This window comes from Deminuibacter soli, from assembly GCF_003412455.1.
Classification (GTDB): domain Bacteria; phylum Bacteroidota; class Bacteroidia; order Chitinophagales; family Chitinophagaceae; genus Deminuibacter; species Deminuibacter soli.
Genome location: NZ_QTJU01000006.1, coordinates 12,883 through 38,347 on the forward strand (window position 1 = coordinate 12,883; position 25,465 = coordinate 38,347).

Sequence of the window (25,465 nt, forward strand, 5' to 3'; positions counted from 1 at the left end):
GAACTACTACCATATGGCACAATCGTATAACGCTAATTTTGGCGAACTCATTTTGATGGAAACACCACAGGAGATTTCTATGTGGAGTGGCAACGTTCATATAGATGCCGCCGGCTTTTCGGGAGAAGTGCCGGTGTATATTCATACACATGGCAATGAAATAAGCGCGGCCTCCATTCTCTTTGTAGAAAAGATTGTAGCTGATATCGACAGCTGTTTAATTAACGGCCTGCTGTTTATTAAACAAACCCTGCAGAAAGATCCCGAAGGGCACAACATTACGGAAGACGAGGTAGACTGGCTTGATCTTCCGCCCGAGGAATTTCCTGTAGACCTGCCTGAGCTTATTTTTTATGAAGACAGCGAGGAATGGATGCTGCGTTTTGCAGAAGGCCAGTTTGCCATATGCGATCCCTTTGGTATTGCCGTACTGTTTCAGCAAACCGAACCGGTGGCGCTGGAAGACCTCTCAGACGGCAATGAAACATCAGACGACAACGAGATTGTGGAATAAACTTCGTGTATATGTCACCATTAATCGAAATTGATCAGCTTCCGGCAACCGGAACCCATACCATACTTATTGATGCACGCGGTGGTAAAGATGCCTGCCAGCGTTACCTGGAAGGCCATTTGCCCAATGCCGTTTTTGCCGATCTTGATACACACCTGGCCGCACATACCGATAACCCGGCACAGGGCGGCAGGCACCCGCTGCCAACGCTCGCTGCTTTTGCTGCACAGTTGGGCCGGTGGGGCGTTACGCCCGGCAGCCATGTAATTGTATACGACGATAAATCGGGCGCCAACAGCGCCGCACGCCTGTGGTGGATGCTGCGCGCAATTGGACACGACAATGTGCAGGTGATCAATGGCGGACTTGCTGCCGCAAAAAAAGCAGGTATTCCCCTGCAAAACGAAGCTTATACACCAACACCCGCAGCCCCCTATCCTGCTGAACATGATTACCTGCATACTGTTACCATTGAGGAAGTAATGCAGGCAGCCAAAGACGCTACGAGACTGGTGATTGATGTGCGCGAAACACCCCGTTATCTCGGCCACACAGAGCCGCTTGATTTAATAGCCGGCCATATTCCCGGCGCCATTAACCTGCCGTATATAGACAACCTTGATGCAGACGGCAAATTCAAACCGGCCGAAGAACTGCTTGCTGCCTATGATGAAGCGATTGGCGATGTAAGGGATGGCAACATTATTGTGCATTGCGGTTCAGGTGTTACTGCCTGCCACACCCTGCTGGGTATGGAATATGCCGGCATCAGCGGTCCGCAACTGTATATCGGTTCGTGGAGCGAATGGTCGCGCAGGGATTTACCGATCGGGAAAGAAGAACGGTAAACAAGCGGCGCCATTTTCTGTTGATTACTTCCAGCCATACCAATGCATATGAACAAGCTTGCCCCTTTAGCCATACTGCTGTTTGCAGCACCTGCCACATTTGCGCAAACCGGTTTTACCAAACATATACTTAGCAGTGACTTTATTTCGGAAGGCGTTGCTGTTGCAGATGTAAACAACGATGGCCATACAGACATCATTGCCGGTGCTTACTGGTTTGAAGCACCCGACTGGACGCGCCATGAACTGGCACCCGGTAAAACCTACCGCCCCGACACACAGTTCAGCAACTCGTTTTTAAACTTTACAATGGATGTGGACCAGGATGGCTGGACAGACCTGGTGCGCTTTAGTTTGCCCGGTGAAGAAGTGGCCTGGTACCATAACCCCGGCAAACAAGGCGGCTACTGGCCCATGCATTTGCTGCTGCAACATGCAGGCAACGAATCACCCACACTCACAGACATTGACGGAGATGGCAGACCGGATATACTTTGCAATGATTGGGTAGCCAAAGAAATGATCTGGCTACAATCACCCACCATAAAAGGTGATACCACCTGGCAGCGGCATGTGATCAGCAATACAGGCATCAGCACTAACCGGTATACGCATGGCCTTGGCACAGCCGACATGAATGGGGATGGCAGAAAAGACATACTCATTACCAAGGGCTGGTGGGAAACACCTGCAGACCGCACACAAACCAACTGGACCTTTCATGCCGCTGATCTTGGCGAAGACTGTTCACAAATTTACGCGCTCGATGCGCACAACCTCGTGAGTGCTTCTGCACACAAATACGGCATCTGGTGGCATCAGCAAAAAAATGACACTGCATGGGAACACCATGTGATCTATAACCAATTCTCCCAATCACATGGCCTTGCCATGGCAGACATCAACAACGACGGGCATCCTGACCTCGTTACCGGCAAACGTTATTTTGCCCATAACCATGAAGATCCCGGTGCATTTGATCCCGCTGTATTGTACTGGTTCGAGTACAGGCCCGGCGCCACACCATCGTGGATACCACACCTGGTAGATGATAATTCCGGAGTTGGCTTACAGGTAGTGGTGCAGGACATCAACAAAGATGGTCTGCCCGATATTATCGTATCCAATAAAAAAGGTGTATTCTTTTTTGAGCAGAAATGATCGCATTTACTATGTCCATCAATCTGGCTATCACACCATTTATTCAATTCATCTCCCTGCTTCTGCAAACAAACGTTTGCGTAAAAGCTGACTGAAATTACACAAACGTTTGCCTTGTCAACTACCGCCAATCTGTACTAAATTATGATGGTGCGATCGATGCTATCCGGCTACGTGCCCGTATGCGGCTGCAAATCTCCCCCGTTCACCATCTATTACATAATATGAAATCAACTGTACTCACCTGCCTGCTGGCATTAACGGGTATGGTGCTTAAAGCGCAGAGCAATGCAGCGCCATCTGAGCACCTGGTATTTTCTTTCGCTTCCGATGCGGTAGCCAAGATTCACAAAGTAAAGATTGTACAATCTGCCTACACCTCTTATTTCGCAGTGCACAATTACAATGGCGGTTACAATGGCTTGCAGCAAACGCCCGACAGTTCAAAAGGCAGCTCGCACACACTCATTGCATCGCTGTGGGACCCCAATACCAGCGGCGGCATTTACTCCAGCGTGTTTTATGCAGCGCCCAATACCTACACCGGTCGCTTTGGCGGCGAAGGCGACGGCTGGCAATCTATTAACCCTTATAACTGGACACTCAACACCTGGTACAACATTGCCATCCGCTCGTGGAAATCAAAAGGCAATATGTATGTGGCCACCTTTATTCAAAACCTCAGCACCAACCAATGGTTTCTCACCTCTATCCTGGCAGAACCTTCACCCGCCGGTTACCTTGGTTCGGGCAACGATGCATTTCTTGAAAACTGGGACGGCAGTAATGCAGCATGGGATGGCCGCTTTAAACGCAAGGCCTTTTTTAAAGACTGCTGGAACCTGGATGCAGCCGGCAACTGGAGCAAACATACCAGCCGTTACTTCAGCGCCAACGCCAACGATGCAGGCCGCAACGGCATTTATGACCGCGCCTTCAATGCCGGTTATGATGCAACGGAAGATGCCTATTTTATGGAACACGGTGCCGATGTAACACCCGGTGCAGGCTTTGGAACAGGCCGCACTTTAACACTGCCCGTACAAACCAACCAGGGCACGGCACCTGTGTTAACCACGGCTTCGGTAACAGGCGTCAGCGCTTCGTATGCACCAGGAAAGATTATTGTTAACTGGACAACGGATAATACCAAAAGTCCGCAGCTGGCAGCCAAAGTAGAAATACTCAGCGGTTCAACCGTTGTACAAACTTATATTGACACCGTACCGCAACGCCGCGCCGATACCCTCACCACCTCATTGGCAGCAGGCACTTACACCGCACGCGTTACCGTAGAAGATATATTCAACGGCATGGCCACACCGGTAACCGGCACCTTCAGCATTACCAGCGGTACCACCTGGTATAAACTTAAAAACGTGTTCAGCGGCAAATACCTGGATGTAAAAAACAACAGCACCGCCAATTCTGCTACCCTGGTACAAAATGCAGCCAGCAGCAACTACAGCCAGCAATGGTCGTTAAGCACCGGCGGCGTAACCACCATTGTTAACCGCGGCAGCGGCAAGGCCATTGACCTGCCGGGCAGTGCGCAGGACCTGGGCACGCATCCCATTCAATACACACTGAACGGTGGCGGCACCAACCAGCAATGGCATTTAGTGGGTGCAGGCAGCGGCGCCTATCTTATACAAAGCAATATGAGCAATCATTATATACTTGATGATTCTGCCAGCAGCACCACCAACGGCACAGGCATTATATTGTATTCGTATACCGGCACCGGCACAGCCAACCAGCAATGGACCCTGGAAACCGTGAGTACACTTGCGGCCCCGCTGGCTATTGCTGCCAGTGATATGCAGGCAGCGCCCGCTTCACAGGCAGGCAATATGGATATACAGGTATACCCCAACCCGGTTACTTCCACGCTGCACGTACAACTGGGTGAAACCAAAACAGCGAAATACACGCAGCTGGTTATTACAGACCTCTCGGGTCACCGCATGAAAGTGGTCAACATCAACAACACCGGCAACATAGATGTAAGCCGTTTACAGGCAGGTCTCTATTTTATTACGGGCAATGGCGTAACCAAACAGTTTGTAAAACAATAATAAACAGCAATACTCCCCCATAATCCCTCCGGAAGCGGGGGGATTTTTTTATCCCTGCCGGGATACCGTTCATCACAAAAGCAGGAAAAAAAGCACCCTAGTTGCGAAACGTACGTTTTTTATCGTACCTTCATTGTATGAAAGCAAAGAAACCATTGAATGCATCAGAAACAGTTCCTACAAAAACGGAGATGGACGTGCTGCAGGTATTGTGGAAACACGGTCCTTCAACGGTTCGCTTTGTACATGATACCCTGAACGAGAAGAAAGACGATGCGGTGCAGTACACCTCTACCCTGAAGCTGATGCAGGTAATGGCAGAAAAAGGCATGCTGCTGCGTGACGACAGCAACATGAAACACATTTACAGCGCCGCGCTGGAAGAAAAAAAAACAAAAGGCAGTATGCTCAGCCGTTTTGTAGACACCATGTATGAAGGCTCGGTAAGCGGCTTAATGACGGCATTGCTGGGTAATGACAAAACATCACCCAAAGAACTGAAAGCAATTGAAGAAATGCTGAAAAAGCTTGACAACGGTAAATAGTTAAAACCAGTATATGGCCAACTTATTCACATCACCGGTTTTGCAGGAATGGCTGCGCGCCTTCTCGTGCATGCTGCTGCATTCACTGTGGCAGGGCCTGGTGCTTGGCATTGTTACCGCCATTGTAATATTACTTACCAAACAAACACGCGCAGCAGTTCGCTATAATATTGTGAGTAGCCTGCTGCTCCTGTTCCCGGTGGTATGCGCTTATACTTTCTGGTTATCATTAAACAATGCAACCGCAGCAACGCTGGCCGGCACCGCCACGCCACAGGCGCCCGGCTTTATGCATCACACGGGCCTTGCACAGCTGGCAGAAAACATACCCGCCTTTTGCACCCGTTATGCCAACAGCATTGTGTTGTTGTGGTTTGCTTTCTTCCTGCTTAAATGCCTGCAGATAAGCATCGGCTTTACCTATATCAACCGGGTTAAAAGAAACAACCTGTACCAGCCTGCCACACATTGGCAGCAAACCGTAACAGCATTGGCCAAACAGTTACACGTTAAAAAAACAGTGCTGCTGCTTGAATCAGGCCTAACCAAAATACCGGTAGTGATCGGTCATCTGAAGCCGGTGATTTATATGCCCATCGGCTTGCTGAACCACCTCCCTGCCAGCCAGGTAGAGGCAGTGTTGCTGCACGAGCTGGCACACATACGCCGCAACGATTACCTGGTGAATATTTTTCAGCAGGCAGCGCAAACCATCTTCTTTTTCAACCCCGGTTTTTTATGGGTATCTGCTATTGTAAAACAGGAAAGGGAACATTGCTGTGATGATGTGGCCCTGCACCATACACAAGCCCGCAAACAACTGGTAGAAGCGCTGGTAAACTTTACCAGGCATTCATTGTACGGCTCGGCCTATACCACTGCATTTCCCGGCACCAAAAACCAGTTAGCCCAACGGGTAATGCGTATTGCCTGCAACCGCAATCATACTTTAAATGGTGCAGAGAAAATATTCCTGCTGCTGAGCATTGGCGTGTGTATCGCACTAACCGGTGTATTTAAAACCAGGCAACCCGCAGATACGGCCGCCCGGCATTTTTCAAAACCCGTGATTGAATCAATGATCGCCGGCAAAACACAACAGATCAGTTATGTGGCCACGCCGCCCGTATTGCAGGCGAACGAAACACACTACAAGGCAGCTGCTGTAAACCTTAAAGCAGCCGTTAAACATATTGCACGTACGCACATGACCATAGATGACACGCGTACACCACAACGCAGCAATAGTGAATTGCAGCCGCTGGCTTACATGCCGCCTGTGAAAGAAGGCATACCACTATCACCGCAGGCGCAAATGGAAAAAGACCGGGCACAGGCAGAAAAAGACAGGCAGCAGGCAGAAAAAGATCGTGCGCAGGCGGATAAAGACCGGCAGCAGGCTGAACTGGACAGGCTACAGGCAACGAGAGACAGGGAGCAGGCAGACAGGGACCGTGTGCAGGCAGATAAAGACCGTGTGCAGGCTGAGCTGGACCGCAAACATGCAGCAGCAGAACGCAATCACAACACACCATAAACCACGGGCAACAACGGTGGTAACAGCTTTGTAAAAAGGCGCACTTTATAAGCTGCCCAACACCGTGCCCATCGTCATTCATTTATCAAAACAGGCTTAAACAACGCACTGGAAAGTGTACTGGCATCGTATTGCCTATTCATCAATTACCGTTAAAAAAGAAACGCATGAAAACAAATATCCTGGCTGCGCAGGCAGCAGCCATTGTACTCGCCATGTCTGTACTCACCGTTCAGGCGCAAACAACACAGAAAAAAACACCCGGTACCACGCATATTACACAGGATCATAATTTCCTGAACGTGGAATCTGATTCGATCGGAGATCCTGTGCAACGCATCACCACCTACCGTAATGGCACCTTATACAAGATAAAAGTGGAAAATGAAAAGATAACCGAACTCGCTGTTGATGGCAAAGACATACCTGCGGCCGATTTCCCGAAATACCAATCCCTGGTAACGCAGATACTCGAGCAGGTAAAACGCGACCAGGAGCAAGCTGCGAAAGACCGCGCACAGGCAGAGCTGGACAGGCAGCAGGCGGAAAAAGACCGTGCACAGGCAGACAAAGACCGGCAGCAGGCAGACAAAGATCGCGTGCGCGCTGAAATGGACAGGGAGCAGGCCGTGAAAGATCGCGAACAGGCAGCACGTGACAGGCAGCAGGCAGAAAAAGACCGTGCACAGGCCGAAGTAGACCGCAAACACGCTGAGGAAGAACGTAAAATGATTGATTCCCTGATCACCGGCCTGGTACAGGAAAACATCATCAAAAGCAAAGACGACCTGGTTTCCCTGGAGCTATCAGACAAGGTGCTGATGGTAAATGACAAAGCACAACCTGATGCCTTGTTACAAAAATTCAAAACCAGCTACCTGAAAACCCCGACGGCGCATATCAGTTATTACAACGGCGGCAACACCAAACGCATCAGCATCGACAACAAATAAACCACACCCTCCTTGCATGCAAAAGCCCTGTCATCCACAGATGCAGGGCTTTTAGCTATAACACGGCAATCTTTTATGCAAGCTTTTTCCGCAGCCATTTGCGAACCGGCTCATCGTACCATTTCAACGCGGCATAGGCCAAAACAATTGCACCTATCAGAATAAGCAACGCATAAGGCCATACCTGCGCAATGGTTACGCCTTTGTGATTGCTGATCCAGGCAACGTAAAAATAAACCAGCGGGTAATGCACCAGGTATAACGGATAGGATATATCACCCAGGAATTTGCATACCCTGTTCTCTCTTTGTGTTTGCATTATGCCACTTGCACCAAGGTATACAATAAGCGGGAAAATGATGATGATACAAACAGATTCATAGAGCCCGTTCATCCAGAGATGGCCGGCACCGCCTATGCGTGGCATATAAAGTATAACAGCCACTAAAACACTGCACCATAAAAAGGCGTTTTTAATGCGCGCCGGCTTCATTATGCGTGAAAGCAGCAAACCGGCAAAGAAAGGGTACATGGTACGGGTTAGCCCGATACGCACCTGTGGCACATTCAGCGTCCAGCCGCCACTAACGTCGCCGTTGGTGATAGCCAGGTGTGCAAGTGCAATAGCGGCGATGGCCACCAGGATACTCAATGCTGTTTTGGAAAATTTCCTGATGCCGATAGCATACAGGATGTTGGCAATGTATTCAAAGAACAGGGACCATCCTACGCTGTTGAGGGGATGCATCTCTTCCCAGCCACGTATATCAAGCGATAAGGGCACAGGCAATATTGTATAACCAACAAGCATTACCAGCAGCATCTTCCACAGCGGCACAGTATGAATGAGTGGCCACAGCGTAGAATCGGTAAAGTAGAAACCGATAGCACCCATGGTCATACCCAATACCACCATTGGCTGAAGCCTTTCGATACGGCGTTTGAAAAAGCTGCCAACAGTCATTTTATTCCAGCGATCGTCATAAGCATAGCCAATCACGAAACCGGATAACAGAAAGAAAAAGTCTACGGCCAGGTAACCATGATTGACGGGCTTGTCTAAATTACTGGTCGATAGCGGCTCACCCAGGTGGAATGTTACAACGATGATAGCTGCGACGCCGCGAAGGCCGTCTAATATGGGGTAGTGTGGCTTGGTGGCCAGCTCGTTATTGTTCATCAATAAAATTGGATATACAGACTATGAATTAAAACTGGCGCAAAATATAAAAAAAATGCATTGGTGCTTTTTTATTGTGCCGCTGCGCAATAAAAAGCCCTCTCAACTTCATTAAAGGATACCGAAGTCACTAAACTAATTCCACCCTTCGACACAACGAGTAAACAAGTGTACGAACTAAAGCAAATAGTCAATAATTTTGCCATTGGGTTGTTGCGAAATCATTTTTTAGGTCTTTGGAAATGGGTCTTCATATATGAATTAACGTCGTTAGATGACATTACAACCAAATCGTCTGTATTGAAAAAATGCTTTGAAATTCTATAGTTACACTGACTATTTCGCCAGCTTTGGACGACAAGATTTTCTTTACTTCCTAACGTAGATGTATTGAACGAAACTATCCTGGCCGTTTGATGCATACGTAGACTTATACTGTCTGGCAAATCCGCCGGGCTTCCCTGTACTCTGTACACAAACGCTGATAGCCGACCTGTTGAATCAGTGGAAAAATAGAGCCTCGCAACAGGGAAATGACTGCAAATTACCAAAGGGTTCCTTAACAATATTTCTCCGGCAATATCATATGGATACATGGATGATCTCTCCTCGTAAGTCAACGTTCTTGTATAATACAATCTCTTTAGTGTCGCTACTGATTCATTGAAGATCGTATCGATGGCAGACAAAACAATCTGAGGTCTTTGCTGGCCAAAAACAGGGCTGGCCAGAAACAACAAAAAAAATAGTGAAATATTTTTAATCATAGAAATACGATGAAAACAGCGCGTTAAAAATAAGAAAAGGCTTATACGTAATATCGGAATAGAAATTATCATTCAGCTTACCGTAATCTTCAAAGGCAATATTTTCAATTTCTTTCAAAGCGATCATTTGTTCTATGGGTTCATAACTTGGGAAGAAAATTTCAATCGCACGGCCAGTTTCCATAATAACAGGATCGTTTAAATCGTTAATTGAAACGTTACGTAAGTCACCATATTTGTACCCAGACAATCGTAAGTTCTTATAAATGCAATAGAGAGGCGCAAGCCTGCTAATCGTAATTACAACGTTTTGGGCGCCAGTTTTAAAAGCCCCTATGCGCCAGCATCGTCCATGCAAAAGAGCTGGCGGACCAACAGGATAAGTTTTCCAACCATTAACTTCCAGCCGGTCTTGCAACAGTTCCCAGTTTATTTGCAATTTGTTGGATTCGGCTAATGTTGCTATGAGATGGCGATATTGCTGGGTAGCAAAGTAATTTTGTTCATTGTTAACGAAAGCTATCCCCACTGGGAAAAATTCGTTTGCCATAGCTGTAATTTTGGATGCTAGCATAAAACAAGATACCGAATAAATTACTTCAAAAGTATTTATCCGGTATCTATATAATCCTATGTTTAGTATCCATTGCAAGAATCGTCACCTGACCAGTCAGCCTTCATTACCACTGTTTTATTGGAAGAGTTATACAAACTCACGGTACAGGAACATTGTAAAGCATCGCTAAGAAAGCCTTGCATTAGATTTCTAAATTCAATAGCCAATGTTTCTTTCGGTATTGCTTCAAACATTTCAGCACTTATTCCTGCGTACTTCGCCGCCTGGAACTGCCCGGCTGCGTTGGCTGCATTTGCTGCCTCATAAGCAGCTTCACGATTTGTAATATAGATTTTTGGTTGACCTGGTAAATCGCTGGCAATTCTAAAGGTTGGAGTGCCCACATAAATAGTCCCGTATGGCTTAACGCTGGAAATACCCATACCTAACCAGTCTGCAACGAACTGAATGCCTGATACCCCCGCTTCCTGCCAATTTGTTGTTGAGTTAATTTTAATGAAAACAAAGGATCGACAGCTTATCTTACCATTATTTGCACCCGTATTACTGTTATAAACGGGTGGAATTGTCGCCGGAGGAAATGGGTCAGGTACTATTATACCACCTCCGCCATTACCGCCACCTCCGGGGGTAGGGCCAGATCCACCTGGGTCGGTAGTACCACCACCGCCACCGCCACCCGATCCACCACCGGGACACACCGTTTGGTAGGTGGTGTAGGGGGTATAAATGCAGATAGTTGTCCCATCAGGCGTAGCAGGGCAGCTAACTTCATAGGTAGTTGTTGGCACCTCTACGCATGGATCCCCACCCATAAGTGAACTTTTATAAGTGCCGCCCCGCTGTGTATAAACCTGTCCTTTATAGTATTTAACTTGTGTAATAAACTTACCGTGTGTATCAAAATAGAGTTGCAGCCCGATGGCAGTAGAAGGTTTGGCGGATACAGATATGTCAGCGATTCTCTCATCGCTTTGGCGATGCTGGCGAGCGACGATCATTTGCACGAGTTGTATTAGGGTTTGCTTTGCGGCATTTTGTTTTACAACAAGTGAATAAAAAGAAGGGGCCTGAAAGTTCTCTTGTGTAATAAGCATTCGAGTACTTGCAGAATACTTATTTTCAAATTTGAATGGCACTTCAATGTACTTGGCTGTATCATCTTCGTATGCGTTGACCGCTTCCCAGTTAAGCCTGCCAATTGAAACTTGCTGACCTGCCGTGTCGGCAAAACGCATGACGCCTTGCGAGAAGTTGCCGCCGTCCTTTTCAACAATAGCTTTTGCTGATGCGATACTGAACAAGTCGGAATCTGGGCCCTCTGGGGTTAGTAGCGTTGTATCTTTTTTCTTACAGGCATTGAAAACAAGGATTAAGGCAAGGAGTACCCTTGCCAGCGCAAAGGGTTTGTTGTTTCTCATAGATTAGTTTTTTCCAAAATAGAACTGGATTTTCATTTTGGCAATCCGTGTTTTCACGGTAGTATTAAAATGTTTAAGATATGCATACTCATATGAAAAACCGAACAATACCGGGGGGAATCAATAAATGTTTTTCGGTAGAAATTGAAATGTATTGGTGAGCTGTCAAATTGATTGATGCATAGTTGACAGTAATACAGGTGTACAGGTGCGTGACAGAACCGCGTGTCATAATTTTTTTTGAGCAGTGCTGTAGCGGGCTTCAGCATTCCTGTTACTTTCCTGTGCACGAATGTAATTTTTACGTGTCATTGCGCGTGTCTTTTGCGTGTCGGAATAAGCGCAAAAAACAGACAAATCCCGGCAAAGGATTTAAAAAAAGGCTGTAAGTCAATAACTTACAACCTTTACAAGTACTACTTACGTGCCCAGAACTGGATTACTTCCAGCTTGGTTATCAATTATCTTTAATAATTCCGTGTCGAATCCGTGCCGAAAAGCCCGTTCCAGCAAGGGACGGCGCTTTTTTCTTACTAATTGCCGCTTTGCACAATTACTGTACTAATGTAATTATTTTATCCCGTCCGCATCGATATTTGGGCATTCTCCAAAAAAAAGTCAAGTGGATTACACTTGACTTTTAAGATTCTTGTAAAGCTTGCACTTAATCAAATTTCTTCCCTGCCCATCATATTGTCAAGCTGCTCCCGGCTATAATAGCCTGACGCATTTTTAACGATACCAGCCTCTGCGCATTTCTTTGCAAACTGCGTACGTTCAAGGTTTGTATAAATTAGAGCTTCTTCCGTTTTTAAAAATCGTTTAAAGCACAAAGCGATCGCCCGCATAACGACTTTTTGTTCTGATTGGATCATAATTGCAAAAATTATAAAACATTGTGATAACCAGCCGGGGAGGCTTTCAGCGCTTGGCAAATATATGGATGGCAATCATAGAACCGCAACTTTGGAAACCGTTTGTAATACTTTGTAATGGATTGTATTCGTTTTTGCTTTAAAGAGAATGATTTGAAACCGGTAATACCCTGTTATACGCGTAAAAGAAAACTGGCCTCCGCTTCATTCTCTCGACAGAGTTGAAGCATCAGCCAGTTTGGATATAGAAACATGACTAAGCCTTATTTGGAAGGCGGTTCTTAATGCGCCCGCCCACATGGTTAATTTCCCTTACATCAATCAGGTGTGCGGCCTCAATCAATTTCAAAAGGTATCTATAGATTTGTAGGCTATCGGCGGATTCCATGCATTCAAAAACAGGATCGGGACTAAGAACATATTCTTGCAACGGTTTTAGTGCCTTCTTCCAATCTCCCAATTCCCGGTATTTAAAGAACCGTTTGAAAACCAGATAGGGGTTGGTATATTCTTTAAAGCTAAGCGAGCGCGGAAAGTAGTCCCAGTCGGACAATCTACCAATCCAGCCCCTGAAAAGGTTGGGGTTGAATGCCTCACTCCTTTGTATTTTCAGCTGCCCATTTTTGTTTTCCTTATCGATAAGATAAGCTGCATTAATTAGCCCTTCCAGTTGTTCAAAACTGAATAGGACATTTGCAGGACAGCGTTTTTGCCAAATACCTTTGGTGTACGCTTTTTTTATCATCTGTAACACCTGGTGCCTGTAGTCGGCTACAGTGGCAAAATCAAAATAATTTGCAATGATCTGGTAGGGGTCGGTAATCTCTTCCCTGTACCAAATGGAGGTTTTAATATAGTCTTTCATGGGTTATTCATTATTAGGTTTACGTTCGGGGCGGCTGTAGCCTGGGTAGGCTGTGATAATCTGGCCGCCGCCATCGGTTATAACTGTTATAAAGGAGGTGGGTGTCCGGTCAATATCAAATCCTATAATAGCGCCTGTATTAATCACCCGCCGATAGTTCAACGTGCCGAGAACGGGGGAAACTGGCTGGGATGACGCATCCCTTAAATGGGATAAAATATCTACCACCGGAACAGTGAATTTACTTGCAAGGGGGTAGCGAGGGATTTTGTAATAGTGTCGTTCTAAAAGGTGGACCAGCCTTGTAATCGTTATATAATAGGTTTTCCGGAATAGCTTTTTCTTGTCAAAAACCGGAATACCCATAAAGGCATTGGTTGTTAACCCGGTCAACCAATCCTGAATATCATTTAGCGTAAAAATGAGCTTTAGCCACTCGCTTTCGCTAAAGGTAGGTGTGGGTGGTGATTCAATTTGGTCTAGCATATTCAGCGTTTTAAGACACTAAATAACATTGTAATAATCTGCTAATCAATTCGATATTCTACTTCTTTATTCGATTCCATGACTGGCGTAGAACTATTTTATTCCGAAAAATGACTATATTACCTATTCAGAAAAAGATAAATTTGCACTATGACAAATACTGATATGCCCAATAAAGTACACGAAGGCCGGAACATCAAGCGGTTCCGCGAAATGTTAGGTATCAAGCAAGAGGGATTGGCCTTTGAGCTTGGAGAGGATTGGAACCAGAAAAAAGTGTCTTTGTTAGAACAAAAAGAGACTATTGAAGTGGATATTTTAGAACAAGTTGCAAAAATTTTAAAGGTGACACCTGAAGCCATACAGAAGTTTAATGAAGATTATGCCGTGCAGATAATTTCAAATACATTCAATGACCAATCGGTTTTAAATGGATATAATTTTCAGCCGACATTTAATCCTATAGATAAGATAGTTCAATTGTACAATGAAAAGGTTGAACTTTATGAACGAATGCTTAAAGAGAAGAATGAAATGATCGATAGACTTTCTGATTTGAAGAAAGGTTAATTGTCATTTGATGATAGCTAAAAATGATCTTAGAACTCTGGTGAAAAATCGTCTTAAGGACACAAAAGTCCTGCTTGAAAACAGACGTTACAGTACGGCTAAATATATGGCTGGCTATTCAATAGAGATAGCATTAAAGTTGAAAATTTGCTATATTTTTAAATTCAAGCATGGATATCCAGAGAATGATATTGAGTTTGCGGCATATAAGACATCTCCGATAAGTTCTGCATTGTTTAAAACAACAGTGAATAAAATCCAACAATTAAAAAATCATGATTTGTCTCGATTATTGAAGTATTCTGGGGAGGAATATACAATTACAACAAGCTTCGTGCGGGAATGGAATGACGTTCTTTCTTGGGATCCGATAAACAGATATTCCACTAGAATAGTTAGGAAAAGAGAAGCAGTAAGATTTATAACCAACTGCAATACTATCTTGGCTAATTTAAATTATTAGTGATTATGAGTAAAAAAAATCAACATGTTGTTCCATTAGGAAATGGTTGGGCGGTTAGAGTAGAAGGTCGAAAGACTGCAACTGTAATAACTTCGCGTCAATCCGATGCAATATCTTACGCAACAAATATTGCTAAGCAGCAAAAATCTGAAGTGGTAATTCATGGGCGTGATGGTAAAATAAGGGGAAAAAATAGCTACGGCAATGATCCTTATCCCCCAAAAGGATAAGGATCATTGCCCCCACGCGTCATATTAGCTATTATCTATTTCACATTTGACGCTGATATCTTCCTGCTAGCGTCGATAAGAATTATGTTTTTGTCTCCTTCTAACTTTAACTCCTTAAGAATATCGATAACTTTTTTTCGCTCAGTAGCATCGAAATGTAGAATTACTTTAATGGAGTTTTTGGTATTATTTGCTTTCTCGTAAATCTCTACTTGTTTGGCGAGGTTTTGCTTGAGTTTGGAATTGGAAGCTAATTTGAACTCAATAAGCGTTTTGTCTTTTCCTCCTCTTGAAACAGCATAATCCACAGGCCCCCTTCCGTTATTGACTTCTCGATTGACATCATACTCTGTTGCAAACCAAGTAAGTCTATAAATAATCTGTAGGTCCTCCTCTCTTTTTATCGGATTTCCGTCTAAATAAAACAACCTGTACCCATCATTGTTTTCTATAACGTCTTTCAAAAAAGCGATTCTTTGCAATGCTTCGTCATAAGACCCCTTAGGTTTAATATCATAGAAATTTGTTAGCGATACTAAGAGAGCGACAAATTCTTGAATGTTTTTAACAAATGCAGCAACTTCCTCGACCTTTTCTTCGGACACATTTTTGGCACCGACTTTATTTTCTTCTTTCTTCTTGATGAACCACTCTATTACCTCAGGGTATTTTTTTATTGTTTCTTGAACAGCTTCGGTTATTTCTTTTTGTGTATTATTCTTGTTCTTCTCTGGTGCAGGTAATTGCCGCTGAAAGTAATTTGAGATTTCATGTCTTAGTTGCTCATTGGGAATGCCGTCACAGATTGAAGTGAAGTCACCTCTTAAATCATTTGCATTTATCCAGTTCTCGTCCTTCGTTAGAATATTTTTGGGGGTTAAAATAATATAATCGCTAAAAATATATGGTAAAGTAAATGTTTTAGGCATCCATCTTTCTAACTCGTAATCAAAATAGACTTTTGAGACAGTAACCTTTCTTAGCTTTTTAGGATCAATAAATTCTAGGGCAAACTTCTCGGTGTAGGTAAGTAAATAATCTTTAATTAGATTCGTTGTGAAATCGCTAATATTATCTTTACCTACTCCGATCTCAAATAATGCAGCCTTTTCCAGATGAGATGTTTGAGTTACCACTTCTTTCCCTAAATCACTAAAAACCCATGTAATTGATTGCGAGAATGCTTCTCCAAATTTTCTTCCCAGTCCACTACCTCCGTTGCCAATACGACTGTATCCAAACCAATTTTGTTTTATTTCGGGAAATAGGTACCAAGATCGAACTTGCGCAAACTTGGTTATGCCGGCATCTGCTTTTTGCTTTAGAAACGTCAAGTATTTTAATATAGACTTATGAAGGTCTTGATATTCAGATGAAGCATTGCCAAACAATAAAAAGGGGTCGATGAACAGAGGTAGGTCATTTATTAATGAAATGTTAAATGCACCATAGTCATCAATTGCTTCGGGAGTGACTTCAAAGAAGTCCGAAAAATAAATGTTCATATGAATAGGGGTTGAATTAAATTTAACTAATATACTTTATTTTTAATTAACACGTTAATTGTAAATTGATTAGATAAAATGGAAAGTAGATCAAAGTTATGAATCGGCTTGCTCGAAAAGTTGAGCTACCTACAATCCTAGTTCTCCCCAAAGACCCTTCTTTTTCTTACGTCTTATAAACTGGTAGGGAATTTCGCCGTTAGGCTGTTCATACCTTAGAAGAATCTCTATAAGGCTCCCCAAGGTATCTATTTCCTGTCGTCCTGACCAGGCTTTAAGCGCATTCATGTGGTTAATTTGAAGCGCTGTTCTATCCCGCAGAGTGAGGTGTGAAGCTGCCACCAATTGGTTGTCCAACGTTTTGCGATATTCTATTTCCTCATTTCTTTTATTGGCAAGCTGTCTCTTTACTTCAAAAATCTTATTGATTTTAGACAACGGAAAGCCAATGTCACTACCTTTTACTTTTACTTTTCTATCATCTATAAAGGTTATGCCGCGCCCCTTTATAATGGAGTAATTACGCTCGCCTAACAGGCGCTCAAAATCTGCAAAAGAACCGGCCAGGGATAAACATTTGCCGACCTCGGCGGCTAATGTCTGCTTCCGCTTGTCGTGCCGTTGCAGGCCCTTTTCTGAGTCTGTGAGGAACTTGCGGGGACTTAGCACCTCTCGCAAATTAAACTCCTTTTCAAGTTTCCTGCACAGTGCTGCCATACGTTTATAGCTGTTGCTGTCACTTGCTACCCGGCCATCAAAACCCACCCGGTTGGCGACAATATGTATGTGCTGTTCTGCGGTGTCCTTGTGTAGAATGCACAGGTATTGATTATCGGCTACACCGAACTCTGCCGCACACTTTCGGCCAATTTGTTCCAGCTGGCTTTTGGTGATAGCATCACCGGGTGCTAATCTTAGCGACATATGCAGAACCGGGTTTTCGATCTTGCGGCTCAATTTCGATACGTCTATAAAATCGCGCACCAGTTCTTTTTTATCCCCGAAGCATCGGTTATAAAACAGAACCTCGGCCCGGTTGAGGTGCTGCAGGTTGTCTTTAAAAGAAAGGTGGCGTTTCTCTTCCTTGGTTAAATTTTTCTTATCCTCCAGGCAGTAACCAATACAGCCAGCAAAGGATTTCCCAGTTCCAATGTACCCGATCATCTAAACGAATCTTTAATTAAGGTCGTTAGCGCCTTCAGTTCCTGGACTTGAAGTTTTAATTTAGAGCGCTCGGCGGGGTCAAAATCACCAGCCATGTTGAGCCGCTTTGCAATTTGATTGAGGTTGGCGGCTACATGGTTTAGCGTGCCAGTTAAGGCCAATATTTCCTTGGGAAGGGCTTTGTTTTTAGCTTTGATTTTTCCAGTTAGGGAGATTTCCCGGAGGTATTCTGATACCGTTATTTGCAGCGCCTTGGCCTTTTGTTCAATTGCTCCTTTTTCGGAACCGGTGCACTTTACAGCCAGTAGCTTGTCCCTTTTGATAGGCTTTAAGGGGCGGCCGCCCCGGTTGGGTTTATTGGAATTTTCCTGCTCCATTGCATTATGATTTTTGAATGCGATAGCATGAAAAAATCCCGCTGAATGCGTTAGCATGAGGCGGCCAGCGGTTTTGGTTTTACCAAAACATAGCTGGCTCCCCCAACTTTCAAAACGCGGCTTCTTATCTCGGGCGTTTGGTGATATGATCCTTAAATCTGTCGCAGTGGCCGATCATGGCTACCGCCGGGACTTTTTTTTTCTTTTCACCAGCTTAATTTTCGCTTCGATCAGTGTTATTGCTCCCAGCTGGTGAAGAAAAAGAAAGGCTTCCGGTATGATTTGCCGAAAGCCTTCCTATGCATTTTGGCCAACCTAGTTTGTGGCTGGCATTCCTGTTTGATCTATTAACAAAAAGTAGGGTGATACTTCCGGGCTAGGTAACTTTCCTATGTTTTCCATCTGGTCTTTTGGCCTGTGCCGCTTGTACGTTTTATTTACGTAGTGGGTTGTTGTATGCCCAAGTAATAACGCAACAGTCGCATTATCTACCCGGGCATCCTGTAACAAAATCGAGAAGCTGAGCCTTGCACAAGACCATGTAATAGACTTTTGCAAGCCTGCTCTTTCCATCCATGTTTTCAAAATCTTGTTACAACCGTTTGCAGAAGGCAGCGCGAAAATTGTGCTTGCCAGCTTCTTTTGCCTGAACTCTTCCGGGCCGTCCATGATTGTTTTTAGCCTTTTTACAATGATACCTTTTGCAATAGGATGCAGGGCAAGCACAAGTGGGAAGCCCGTTTTCTTTTGAATTATCCGGGTGGTTAGGGTGTCGTTTGCTATGTCTGTCCACAACACGCGCCCAATGTCTACAAAGCGAAGCCCGGTGTAAATGCAGAAAATAAAAGCCTCCTGAACTTCGTAATTTGTAATAGGGGCCTGTAGTAATTGAACATAGTCTTCCGCTTCCAGGAAGTTTTTCAGTCGTTTGCTAGTGGTTGATTGTGCGGCTACTTCCTCTGCGGGGCTGTCCTTAAAATACCCTGCCTTTGCCGCGGCTTTCAGTACTTGTTTAAAGCGGCTGAAATAGTTGCTGGGTGTGTCGCCTGTGAATTTTTTCTTTAGATAAGCGCGGAAGCGTTTGCAGAAATCTTCATTAATCGCTATCGGCGCTAATTGATTTTTACCATCTAAAAATAATTGAAGTTGTGTAAGGCTGTTGCTTAAATGCCTGTTACCGGGCGTGGCATTGTCTTTTGCATATTCAGCGTAGAAGTCTAAGAAATTAGCTTTAAGCCTGTGAGGTGGTACGTAGCCGGTGCCTATGGCTTGTTGGTCTACCACGTAGTTGGATTCTTTTACCTTTAGTAATTCCAGGGTAACTTTATTGTGCTGCCGCTCCGCTGGGGTCTTCGGCTTCACCCAAGTATAATCACCTGTTTGGGGCCGTTGTCCCTTATCACGGCCAAGGTCATAGTAATAAATGTAGCGATCGCCCTTATCGCTCTTTCTCTTGCCTATCTTCATAGTTTAGCAAATTGAAAAGTGATAGAATGGGCCATCAATACATAGGCCATTACAAACAAAATTGCATGGCGTCTAGCCAGCTGTTGGCATTGGAAAGTCAATGTGGTAGTATGCGAGTAAAAGCGGTACTGGAAGCGTAAAACTTTAACAAATAAAAGTTTTGCGCGGCTTCGATAAACTGCCGTTTTGTACCTGTCAAATTGTGGTGATGTGAACCATGTTAAACGTTGGTCGCAGTCGCCAACTGTAGCCGGATGATAGCAGGGGATGTGTTCAAAACATACCTGCAATACGAGGTTTAAAATCCGTGTCATTACCCGTGTCGTTTTCGTGTCAAGAAAAACGTGCATAAGCGGAAAAAAGGGGTAGAAAACGACTTGCGGAAAATAAAAAAGCCTTGATTATCAAAGATAACCAAGGCTGTATGGTGCCCAGAACTGGATTCGAACCAGCACACCCGTGAAGGCGCTGCGACCTGAACACAGTGCGTCTACCAATTTCGCCATCTGGGCAGTCGTATTCGGTTTTGCAAGACCAGCTTGCTTTAACCGGGCTGCAAAGAAAGGGAATTGGTTAATCATTTCCATCATGCCTTGAAAAAAAGCTTCCGGCCAAACCATCAGCTTATTGCACAGCAGCGAAAATCCAGCTTCACCGCTGTACAGCCGGTTGCTGATCTGCATGCGATTGATGATAACTGTATTTCGACAATGCACGCGTTAAGCCGCGAAATAAAGTGTGCCGCAGGGAGACGATTGGTATTTCATAGTATAGGCGGCTTACACTTTAGTATAAACATGCATTGATTTACCATTTACACCAAGTTTTGTACATTCACCTTACTGTTTGCCCAAACTATCAGGCGTGTACACAGAATTGGCACAGCAACCCTCACCTCACTAAACATGCTCCCTGAGCCATACAGACAAGTAAATTGAGCCACGGGCGACAGCAGCCGTATACCACAAACAACGACCTTTGAATCATTATCAATAAAACAGCAGCTATGACAACAGTTAAAAAAATAGCCTTAGGCAACAATGGCCCGCTGGTTTCCAAACTCGGATTGGGCTGCATGCGCATGTCATCCGTTTGGGGCGGTGCTACCAACGACGAAAACGAAAGTATTGCCACTATCCAGATGGCACTCGATAATGGCATCAACTTCTTAAACACCGGTGACTTCTACGGTGCAGGTCACAACGAACTGCTGGTTGGCAAAGCCATCAAAGGCAGGCGCGATGATGCGTTTATCAGCGTTAAATTCGGCGCCATCTTTTATGGCGGTCAGTGGCTGGGCCTCGACCTTCGTCCCATTGCCATTAAAAACTTCATTAACTATTCCCTGGTACGCCTGGGTGTAGATGTTATTGACCTGTATCAACCCTGCCGGCTCGACAACAGCGTGCCCGTAGAAGATGTAATCGGCACTGTTGCCGACCTGATCAAAGAAGGAAAAGTGCGTCACCTCGGTGTGTCTGAAATAACTGCAGCGCAGCTGCGCAAGGCACACAGTGTACATCCTGTAACAGCTTTGGAGATAGGTTATTCACTAGCCGACCGGCAGATAGAAAGCGACCTGTTGCCCACAGCGAAAGAACTCGGGATAGGCGTTGTTGCTTTTGCCAATACAGCAGAAGGCTTGTTAACCGGCGATATGAAAGCCCCGCTTCCTGCCAATGATTACCACACGCACTTCTCCCGCTTCCAGGGCGATAACCTCGTTAAAAACCTGGAGAAAGTGGATGTATTAAAACAAATGGCAAAAGACAAGGGATACACGCCCGCACAACTGGCCATTGCATGGGTAAATGCACAAGGCGAACATATTATGCCGCTGGTAAGCATGAGCAGAAGATCAAGACTGCCTGAAAATATACAGACAATGGATATTGTGTTTACACCTGAAGAAATGAGTAAACTTAATGAGCAATTTGCGCCAGGCGCAATAGTAGGCAGCACTTACCTGCAACGATAAAATACGGGGGGCATTTAGCCCCCTTATTGATAACTTTATAGCATGACGAATCCCAGTGAAATTTTACCCGGCGTAATTTTCTATGCCTACCTCTCCACCATGCGGAAGGAGAATGTGGCATTCCTGTCGCATAACACGCTCATCATGCAGGTTTCAGGGCAGTTCACGCTGGAAACAGCCGGGCAGACTATTTCGATGAGAAGGGGCCAGCTGCTGCTGGTGGGCAAAAACCAGCTGGGGCAAATCACCAAAACGCCCCTGCCTGATGAGGATTATGAAACCATCGTCATTTCCCTGCGGGAAGACCTGCTCAGAACCATTGCGCTGGAAGAACAGGTAAGCATCCGGCATAAATACAATGGCCCATCCAACATACTGATTCCGCCGAACGATTTCCTGCACGGCTATTTTCAATCCATCATGCCCTATGTACGCAACCCTGCAGAAAGAATAACGAATGATATGGGTATGCTGAAAGTAAAAGAAGGTGTAAAACTGTTGCTGCACGCCATGCCTGCGCTCAGCGATTTACTGTTCGACTTTTCCGAACCGCACAAGATTGACCTGGAGAAATTCATGCGCATCAATTTTCATTTCAACATCCCGGTCGAAAAATTTGCGCAGCTAACCGGCAGAAGCCTGGCAGGTTTCAAGCGCGATTTCAACAAAATATTCGGCACCTCACCGCGCCAGTGGCTGCAGGAAAGAAGGCTGCAGGAAGCAAAACACCTGATAGAAAAAAAGCACCGAAAACCCTCGTCCATTTATCTCGACCTGGGCTTTGAAAGCCTCTCCCACTTCTCACATGCCTTTAAGAAAATGTTCGGAAAGGCACCTTCGGATTGGGTATAGTTTGGAGCATTAAGGTTGGCTACAGGATGGCTAACCTATCGGTCAGGCCCCGGTTTGCATTTCCTTCGCCACACGCACGCGTGCATACCTTGCGATATAAGCTGTGCAAATAAGCAAGCCTATCAGCGTCATGCCTACTCCAACCAGTGAAGGGTAATTGTATGGCAGTCCGTGCAGCAGCGGTATGGCGCCCAGGTAAGCACCCAGCGCATTGGCTACGTTAAAGGCTGCCTGCATAAACGCCGCCGCCATCATTTCTGCATTGGGAGCAGCACGCATCATCATAATATTAATCGGTGCAGAAACAGACATCGATAAGCCGCCGCACATAAAAGTAAGCGTTAATGCAATGGCCCTGGTGCCCGAGAAAAAGAACACGCCTGTGAGTGCCAGCATCATTAACAGCAGCAAAAAGGCACAGGTTTTAGGCGCACCCATTTTGTCAGACACATAACCGCCCACCAGGTTACCCACTACCATGCCGCCGCCGGCAAGCGTCATCACATACGCCATATTACTTTTGGCAATGCCGGCCACTTCTGTCATCAGCGGGTTAATATAGCTGAACCAGGCAAATAATCCGCCAAAACCAATGGCAGTGATCAGCAGCACATACCAGCTTTGCTGGTTCTTTAAAAAATGCAGTTCATCCCTGAAATGGGCATCTTCACCCTTACCCTTCATGGCAGGCAGCCACACAAACAGGCTCAGCAAGGCAATCAAACCAATAAAGGCAACAATGGCAAAATACCAGCGCCAGTGAAATGTATGGCCAACATACGTTACCAGCGGCACCATGGCCAGGTTGGCCACTGTAAGCCCGGTAAACATCAGTGATATATATCTTGCTTCTTTACCCGGCCCGCCTATTCTTGAAGCCACTACCGTACCCACACCAAAAAACGCACCGTGCGGCAGGCCCGATAAAAACCTGGCCACCAGCATCAGCGTATAATTGGGTGCAATGGCAGATAAGCCGTTAAAAACGGCAAACAGTACCATCAGGGCAATCAATACTTTTTTAGGTGGAAACTTAACAGAATAACCAATCAGCAATGGCGCACCTATTACTACGCCCAGTGCATAGGCCGATATCAAACGACCCGCTTCGGGAATACTCACCTGTAATGACTGTGCTACATCGGGCAACAAACCCATAATGGTAAACTCGGTAGTGCCAATGCCTAAACCACCAATGGCCAGTGGTAATACTCTTTTATCAATCATGCTGCTCAACGTTGGGTAAACAAAACAACTACCGGCCTCAGTTGGGCAAAACCGGTGCTATTGCTATAACAATGGCGCAATTTAGCTATTCATTGTTAAATGCAGGCAAGCAACCTTGCCGCACAGCGCAACAAAAGCCGCGGCGATACAGTAACCTGCAAAACAAAAGCGGGTGCACCGTTAACTGATACACCCGCTTTTCCTAACATGTTATTCAACTTACTTAGTGTGCAGCATCTGCCAGTGAGCCTTTGGCTTTCGCTTTAGACTTCTTAATAAATATTAATACAAAAGGAATGCAAACCAGGAACATGCAGCCTACATACAGGAAAATATCCATGTATGATAAGATGGTTGCCTGGATGGTCACAGAGCCGTCCATCAGCTGCTGTGCGCTTTTCACTGCCACATTCGAAGGCATGCCTTTCGCGTGCATACCAGCTGCAATACCATTTATCCTTGCCTGCACGGCAGGGTTAAATACATCCAGCTTGCTTACAAGATTGTAACGGTGACCGATGATATCGCGCGACAAATAAGTAGAGATCAACGCCACACCAAACGACCCGCCCAGCTGGCGCATCATGCCCGAAAACGCAGCACCCTGCGCTATTTCAGGCCCCTTCAGGGTAGACAGCGACATCACCGAAATAGGCACCGATAACAGGCCCAGCCCAACGCCGCGTATCATGAGCACCCAGAAAAAGTTTTCTGCACCGGTTTGCGGTGTAATAATCTGGTAGGTGAATAAACTGTAGATGAAAAAGATGGCCATGCCTATTGCAATCAGGTATTTCTGCGATACACCGCGCTGGATCATTTGTCCCACAATAGGCATCATAAACGCCACCATCAGTGTACTGGGCACCATCAGCATGCCCGATTGCTGGGCATTCCACCCCAATATCGTTTGCGTATACAGCGGAATAATAAACGTAGACCCAAACAAACCAAAGCCCTGCACAAACGAGAGAATAACACCAATGCGCAGGTTACCGTTTTTCAGCACGCGCAATTCTACAATCGGGTATTTGTACACCAGCTGCCGCCATATAAAACAATACGCACCAAGAAAGGCCACTACAGCCAGCACTACCATCAGTTTGCTGCTGAACCAGTCTTCTTCCTGCCCTTTCTCCAATATGTATTGCAGCGAGCCAACAGCCACCGTAAGCAGGAAAATGCCCAGCCAGTCTACCTGGCTTGCAGGCCGTTTTTCTGCGTATTTGGGACTGCGTACATATTGCATGGTGAGCAGCGCGGCAATAATACCAACGGGTATGTTGATGTAAAAAATATACGGCCATGAATAATGGTCAATAATATAACCACCCAATGGCGGCCCCAATGTTGGGCCAACAATAACACCCAGCACATAAATGGCCTGTGCCATTGCACGCTTTTCGGGCGGGTAACTTTCGGTGATAATGGTTTGCGAAGTTACCAGCAGGGCGCCCCCGCCCAGCCCCTGTATAAAACGGAACAGGATCAGTTCGCCGATACCTGTTGAGTTGCCGCAGAGAAAAGAGGACACCGTAAAGATGATCACCGAGGCTGCAAAATAATTGCGCCTGCCAAACTGTTGCGACAGCCAGCTGGTCATTGGCACCACAATTACATTGGCAATGGAGTAAGCAGTAATAACCCAGCTTACCTCATTCAATGTTGCACCCAGGCTGCCACGCATGTTATTGAGGGCAACGTTTACAATGGTGGTATCAATAATTTCCAGCAGCGCGCAAAAAACAGCCGTAATGGTAATAATCACACGCCGCGAACCATATTCAACAAGCGAATTCTGTTGTTGCATAATTTAAATGAGTTG

24 protein-coding genes and 1 tRNA gene are annotated in these 25,465 nt (G+C 45.4%); 12 read left to right on the forward strand and 13 right to left on the reverse strand.

Annotation, left to right across the window (positions count from 1 at the left end):
• Nucleotides 1–13: 13 nt before the first annotated feature.
• From DXN05_RS15995 to DXN05_RS16025, 7 genes are all read left to right on the forward strand, one after another.
• On the forward strand, nt 14–514 hold the full coding sequence (locus DXN05_RS15995; protein ID WP_116848292.1) for a hypothetical protein: 501 nt from the start codon (nt 14–16) through the stop codon (nt 512–514).
• A gap of 11 nt (nt 515–525) precedes the next feature.
• Nucleotides 526–1,362: a sulfurtransferase gene (locus DXN05_RS16000; RefSeq protein WP_116848293.1), complete on the forward strand. Its 837-nt coding sequence runs from the start codon at nt 526–528 to the stop codon at nt 1,360–1,362.
• Nucleotides 1,363–1,410: 48 nt separating this feature from the next.
• On the forward strand, nt 1,411–2,523 hold the full coding sequence (locus DXN05_RS16005) for an FG-GAP-like repeat-containing protein (RefSeq protein ID WP_211330077.1): 1,113 nt from the start codon (nt 1,411–1,413) through the stop codon (nt 2,521–2,523).
• A 224-nt stretch (nt 2,524–2,747) separates the two neighbouring features.
• Nucleotides 2,748–4,601, forward strand: coding sequence for a DUF3472 domain-containing protein (locus DXN05_RS16010; RefSeq protein ID WP_158559276.1), 1,854 nt, complete (start codon nt 2,748–2,750; stop codon nt 4,599–4,601).
• Between the two features lie 137 nt (nt 4,602–4,738).
• Nucleotides 4,739–5,146 (forward strand): BlaI/MecI/CopY family transcriptional regulator, encoded by a 408-nt coding sequence (locus DXN05_RS16015; RefSeq protein WP_116848296.1) that lies wholly within the window; start codon nt 4,739–4,741, stop codon nt 5,144–5,146.
• Nucleotides 5,147–5,159: 13 nt separating this feature from the next.
• On the forward strand, nt 5,160–6,683 hold the full coding sequence (locus DXN05_RS16020; RefSeq protein WP_116848297.1) for a M56 family metallopeptidase: 1,524 nt from the start codon (nt 5,160–5,162) through the stop codon (nt 6,681–6,683).
• Nucleotides 6,684–6,850: 167 nt separating this feature from the next.
• Complete coding sequence (locus DXN05_RS16025; RefSeq protein WP_116848298.1) at nt 6,851–7,636, forward strand: cell envelope integrity protein TolA; 786 nt, start codon at nt 6,851–6,853, stop codon at nt 7,634–7,636.
• A gap of 73 nt (nt 7,637–7,709) precedes the next feature.
• Here DXN05_RS16025 and DXN05_RS16030 read toward each other — a convergent pair whose 3' ends face one another.
• The 6 genes from DXN05_RS16030 to DXN05_RS16055 form a co-directional block, all read right to left on the reverse strand.
• Entirely contained in the window at nt 7,710–8,816 is a 1,107-nt protein-coding gene (locus DXN05_RS16030) for an acyltransferase family protein (protein ID WP_116848299.1), read from the reverse strand.
• A 759-nt stretch (nt 8,817–9,575) separates the two neighbouring features.
• On the reverse strand, nt 9,576–10,133 hold the full coding sequence (locus DXN05_RS16035) for a hypothetical protein (RefSeq protein ID WP_116848300.1): 558 nt from the start codon (nt 10,131–10,133) through the stop codon (nt 9,576–9,578).
• 86 nt (nt 10,134–10,219) lie between these two features.
• Complete coding sequence (locus DXN05_RS16040; protein WP_116848301.1) at nt 10,220–11,581, reverse strand: hypothetical protein; 1,362 nt, start codon at nt 11,579–11,581, stop codon at nt 10,220–10,222.
• Between the two features lie 668 nt (nt 11,582–12,249).
• Nucleotides 12,250–12,456, reverse strand: coding sequence for a hypothetical protein (locus tag DXN05_RS16045; protein WP_116848302.1), 207 nt, complete (start codon nt 12,454–12,456; stop codon nt 12,250–12,252).
• 256 nt (nt 12,457–12,712) lie between these two features.
• Nucleotides 12,713–13,321, reverse strand: coding sequence for a hypothetical protein (locus DXN05_RS16050; protein ID WP_116848303.1), 609 nt, complete (start codon nt 13,319–13,321; stop codon nt 12,713–12,715).
• 3 nt (nt 13,322–13,324) lie between these two features.
• Entirely contained in the window at nt 13,325–13,807 is a 483-nt protein-coding gene (locus DXN05_RS16055) for a hypothetical protein (protein ID WP_116848304.1), read from the reverse strand.
• A 150-nt stretch (nt 13,808–13,957) separates the two neighbouring features.
• Here DXN05_RS16055 and DXN05_RS16060 point away from each other — a divergent pair, with 150 nt between their 5' ends.
• From DXN05_RS16060 to DXN05_RS16070, 3 genes are read left to right on the forward strand one after another with little or no spacing between them, the layout of a single operon-like run.
• Nucleotides 13,958–14,377, forward strand: coding sequence for a helix-turn-helix domain-containing protein (locus DXN05_RS16060; protein WP_116848305.1), 420 nt, complete (start codon nt 13,958–13,960; stop codon nt 14,375–14,377).
• Nucleotides 14,378–14,387: 10 nt separating this feature from the next.
• Complete coding sequence (locus DXN05_RS16065) at nt 14,388–14,840, forward strand: hypothetical protein (protein ID WP_116848306.1); 453 nt, start codon at nt 14,388–14,390, stop codon at nt 14,838–14,840.
• 5 nt (nt 14,841–14,845) lie between these two features.
• Nucleotides 14,846–15,070: a DUF2188 domain-containing protein gene (locus tag DXN05_RS16070; RefSeq protein ID WP_116848307.1), complete on the forward strand. Its 225-nt coding sequence runs from the start codon at nt 14,846–14,848 to the stop codon at nt 15,068–15,070.
• Between the two features lie 35 nt (nt 15,071–15,105).
• On the opposite strand, the gene DXN05_RS16075 is transcribed toward DXN05_RS16070, so the two are convergent.
• The 5 genes from DXN05_RS16075 to DXN05_RS16095 all read right to left on the reverse strand — a co-directional run bounded on the left by DXN05_RS16075 (nt 15,106) and on the right by DXN05_RS16095 (nt 20,095).
• Nucleotides 15,106–16,575 carry a hypothetical protein gene (locus DXN05_RS16075; RefSeq protein ID WP_116848308.1) on the reverse strand — a complete coding sequence of 490 codons (1,470 nt, stop codon included), beginning with the start codon at nt 16,573–16,575 and terminating at the stop codon, nt 15,106–15,108.
• A 129-nt stretch (nt 16,576–16,704) separates the two neighbouring features.
• Entirely contained in the window at nt 16,705–17,739 is a 1,035-nt protein-coding gene (locus DXN05_RS16080; protein ID WP_116848309.1) for a relaxase/mobilization nuclease domain-containing protein, read from the reverse strand.
• Nucleotides 17,736–18,116: a plasmid mobilization protein gene (locus DXN05_RS16085; RefSeq protein ID WP_116848510.1), complete on the reverse strand. Its 381-nt coding sequence runs from the start codon at nt 18,114–18,116 to the stop codon at nt 17,736–17,738. The genes DXN05_RS16080 and DXN05_RS16085 overlap by 4 nt, the downstream gene beginning before the upstream one ends.
• A 315-nt stretch (nt 18,117–18,431) precedes the next feature.
• Nucleotides 18,432–19,583 (reverse strand): site-specific integrase, encoded by a 1,152-nt coding sequence (locus DXN05_RS16090; protein WP_116848310.1) that lies wholly within the window; start codon nt 19,581–19,583, stop codon nt 18,432–18,434.
• A 425-nt stretch (nt 19,584–20,008) separates the two neighbouring features.
• Nucleotides 20,009–20,095 (reverse strand) — tRNA-Leu (locus tag DXN05_RS16095).
• Between the two features lie 494 nt (nt 20,096–20,589).
• Between DXN05_RS16095 and DXN05_RS16100 the strand changes: the two genes are divergently transcribed.
• Together DXN05_RS16100 and DXN05_RS16105 are read left to right on the forward strand one after the other, a co-directional pair.
• Nucleotides 20,590–21,561 (forward strand): aldo/keto reductase, encoded by a 972-nt coding sequence (locus DXN05_RS16100; RefSeq protein ID WP_116848311.1) that lies wholly within the window; start codon nt 20,590–20,592, stop codon nt 21,559–21,561.
• 42 nt (nt 21,562–21,603) lie between these two features.
• The gene (locus DXN05_RS16105) at nt 21,604–22,413 is read left to right on the forward strand and encodes a helix-turn-helix domain-containing protein (RefSeq protein WP_116848312.1); all 810 of its coding nucleotides are present in this window, start codon (nt 21,604–21,606) and stop codon (nt 22,411–22,413) included.
• A 42-nt stretch (nt 22,414–22,455) separates the two neighbouring features.
• Here the strand turns inward: DXN05_RS16105 and DXN05_RS16110 are convergent, their stop codons facing one another.
• Both DXN05_RS16110 and DXN05_RS16115 read right to left on the reverse strand, forming a co-directional pair.
• The gene (locus DXN05_RS16110) at nt 22,456–23,640 is read right to left on the reverse strand and encodes an MFS transporter (RefSeq protein ID WP_245975228.1); all 1,185 of its coding nucleotides are present in this window, start codon (nt 23,638–23,640) and stop codon (nt 22,456–22,458) included.
• 223 nt (nt 23,641–23,863) lie between these two features.
• Nucleotides 23,864–25,450, reverse strand: coding sequence for a DHA2 family efflux MFS transporter permease subunit (locus DXN05_RS16115; RefSeq protein WP_116848313.1), 1,587 nt, complete (start codon nt 25,448–25,450; stop codon nt 23,864–23,866).
• Nucleotides 25,451–25,465 lie beyond the last annotated feature (15 nt).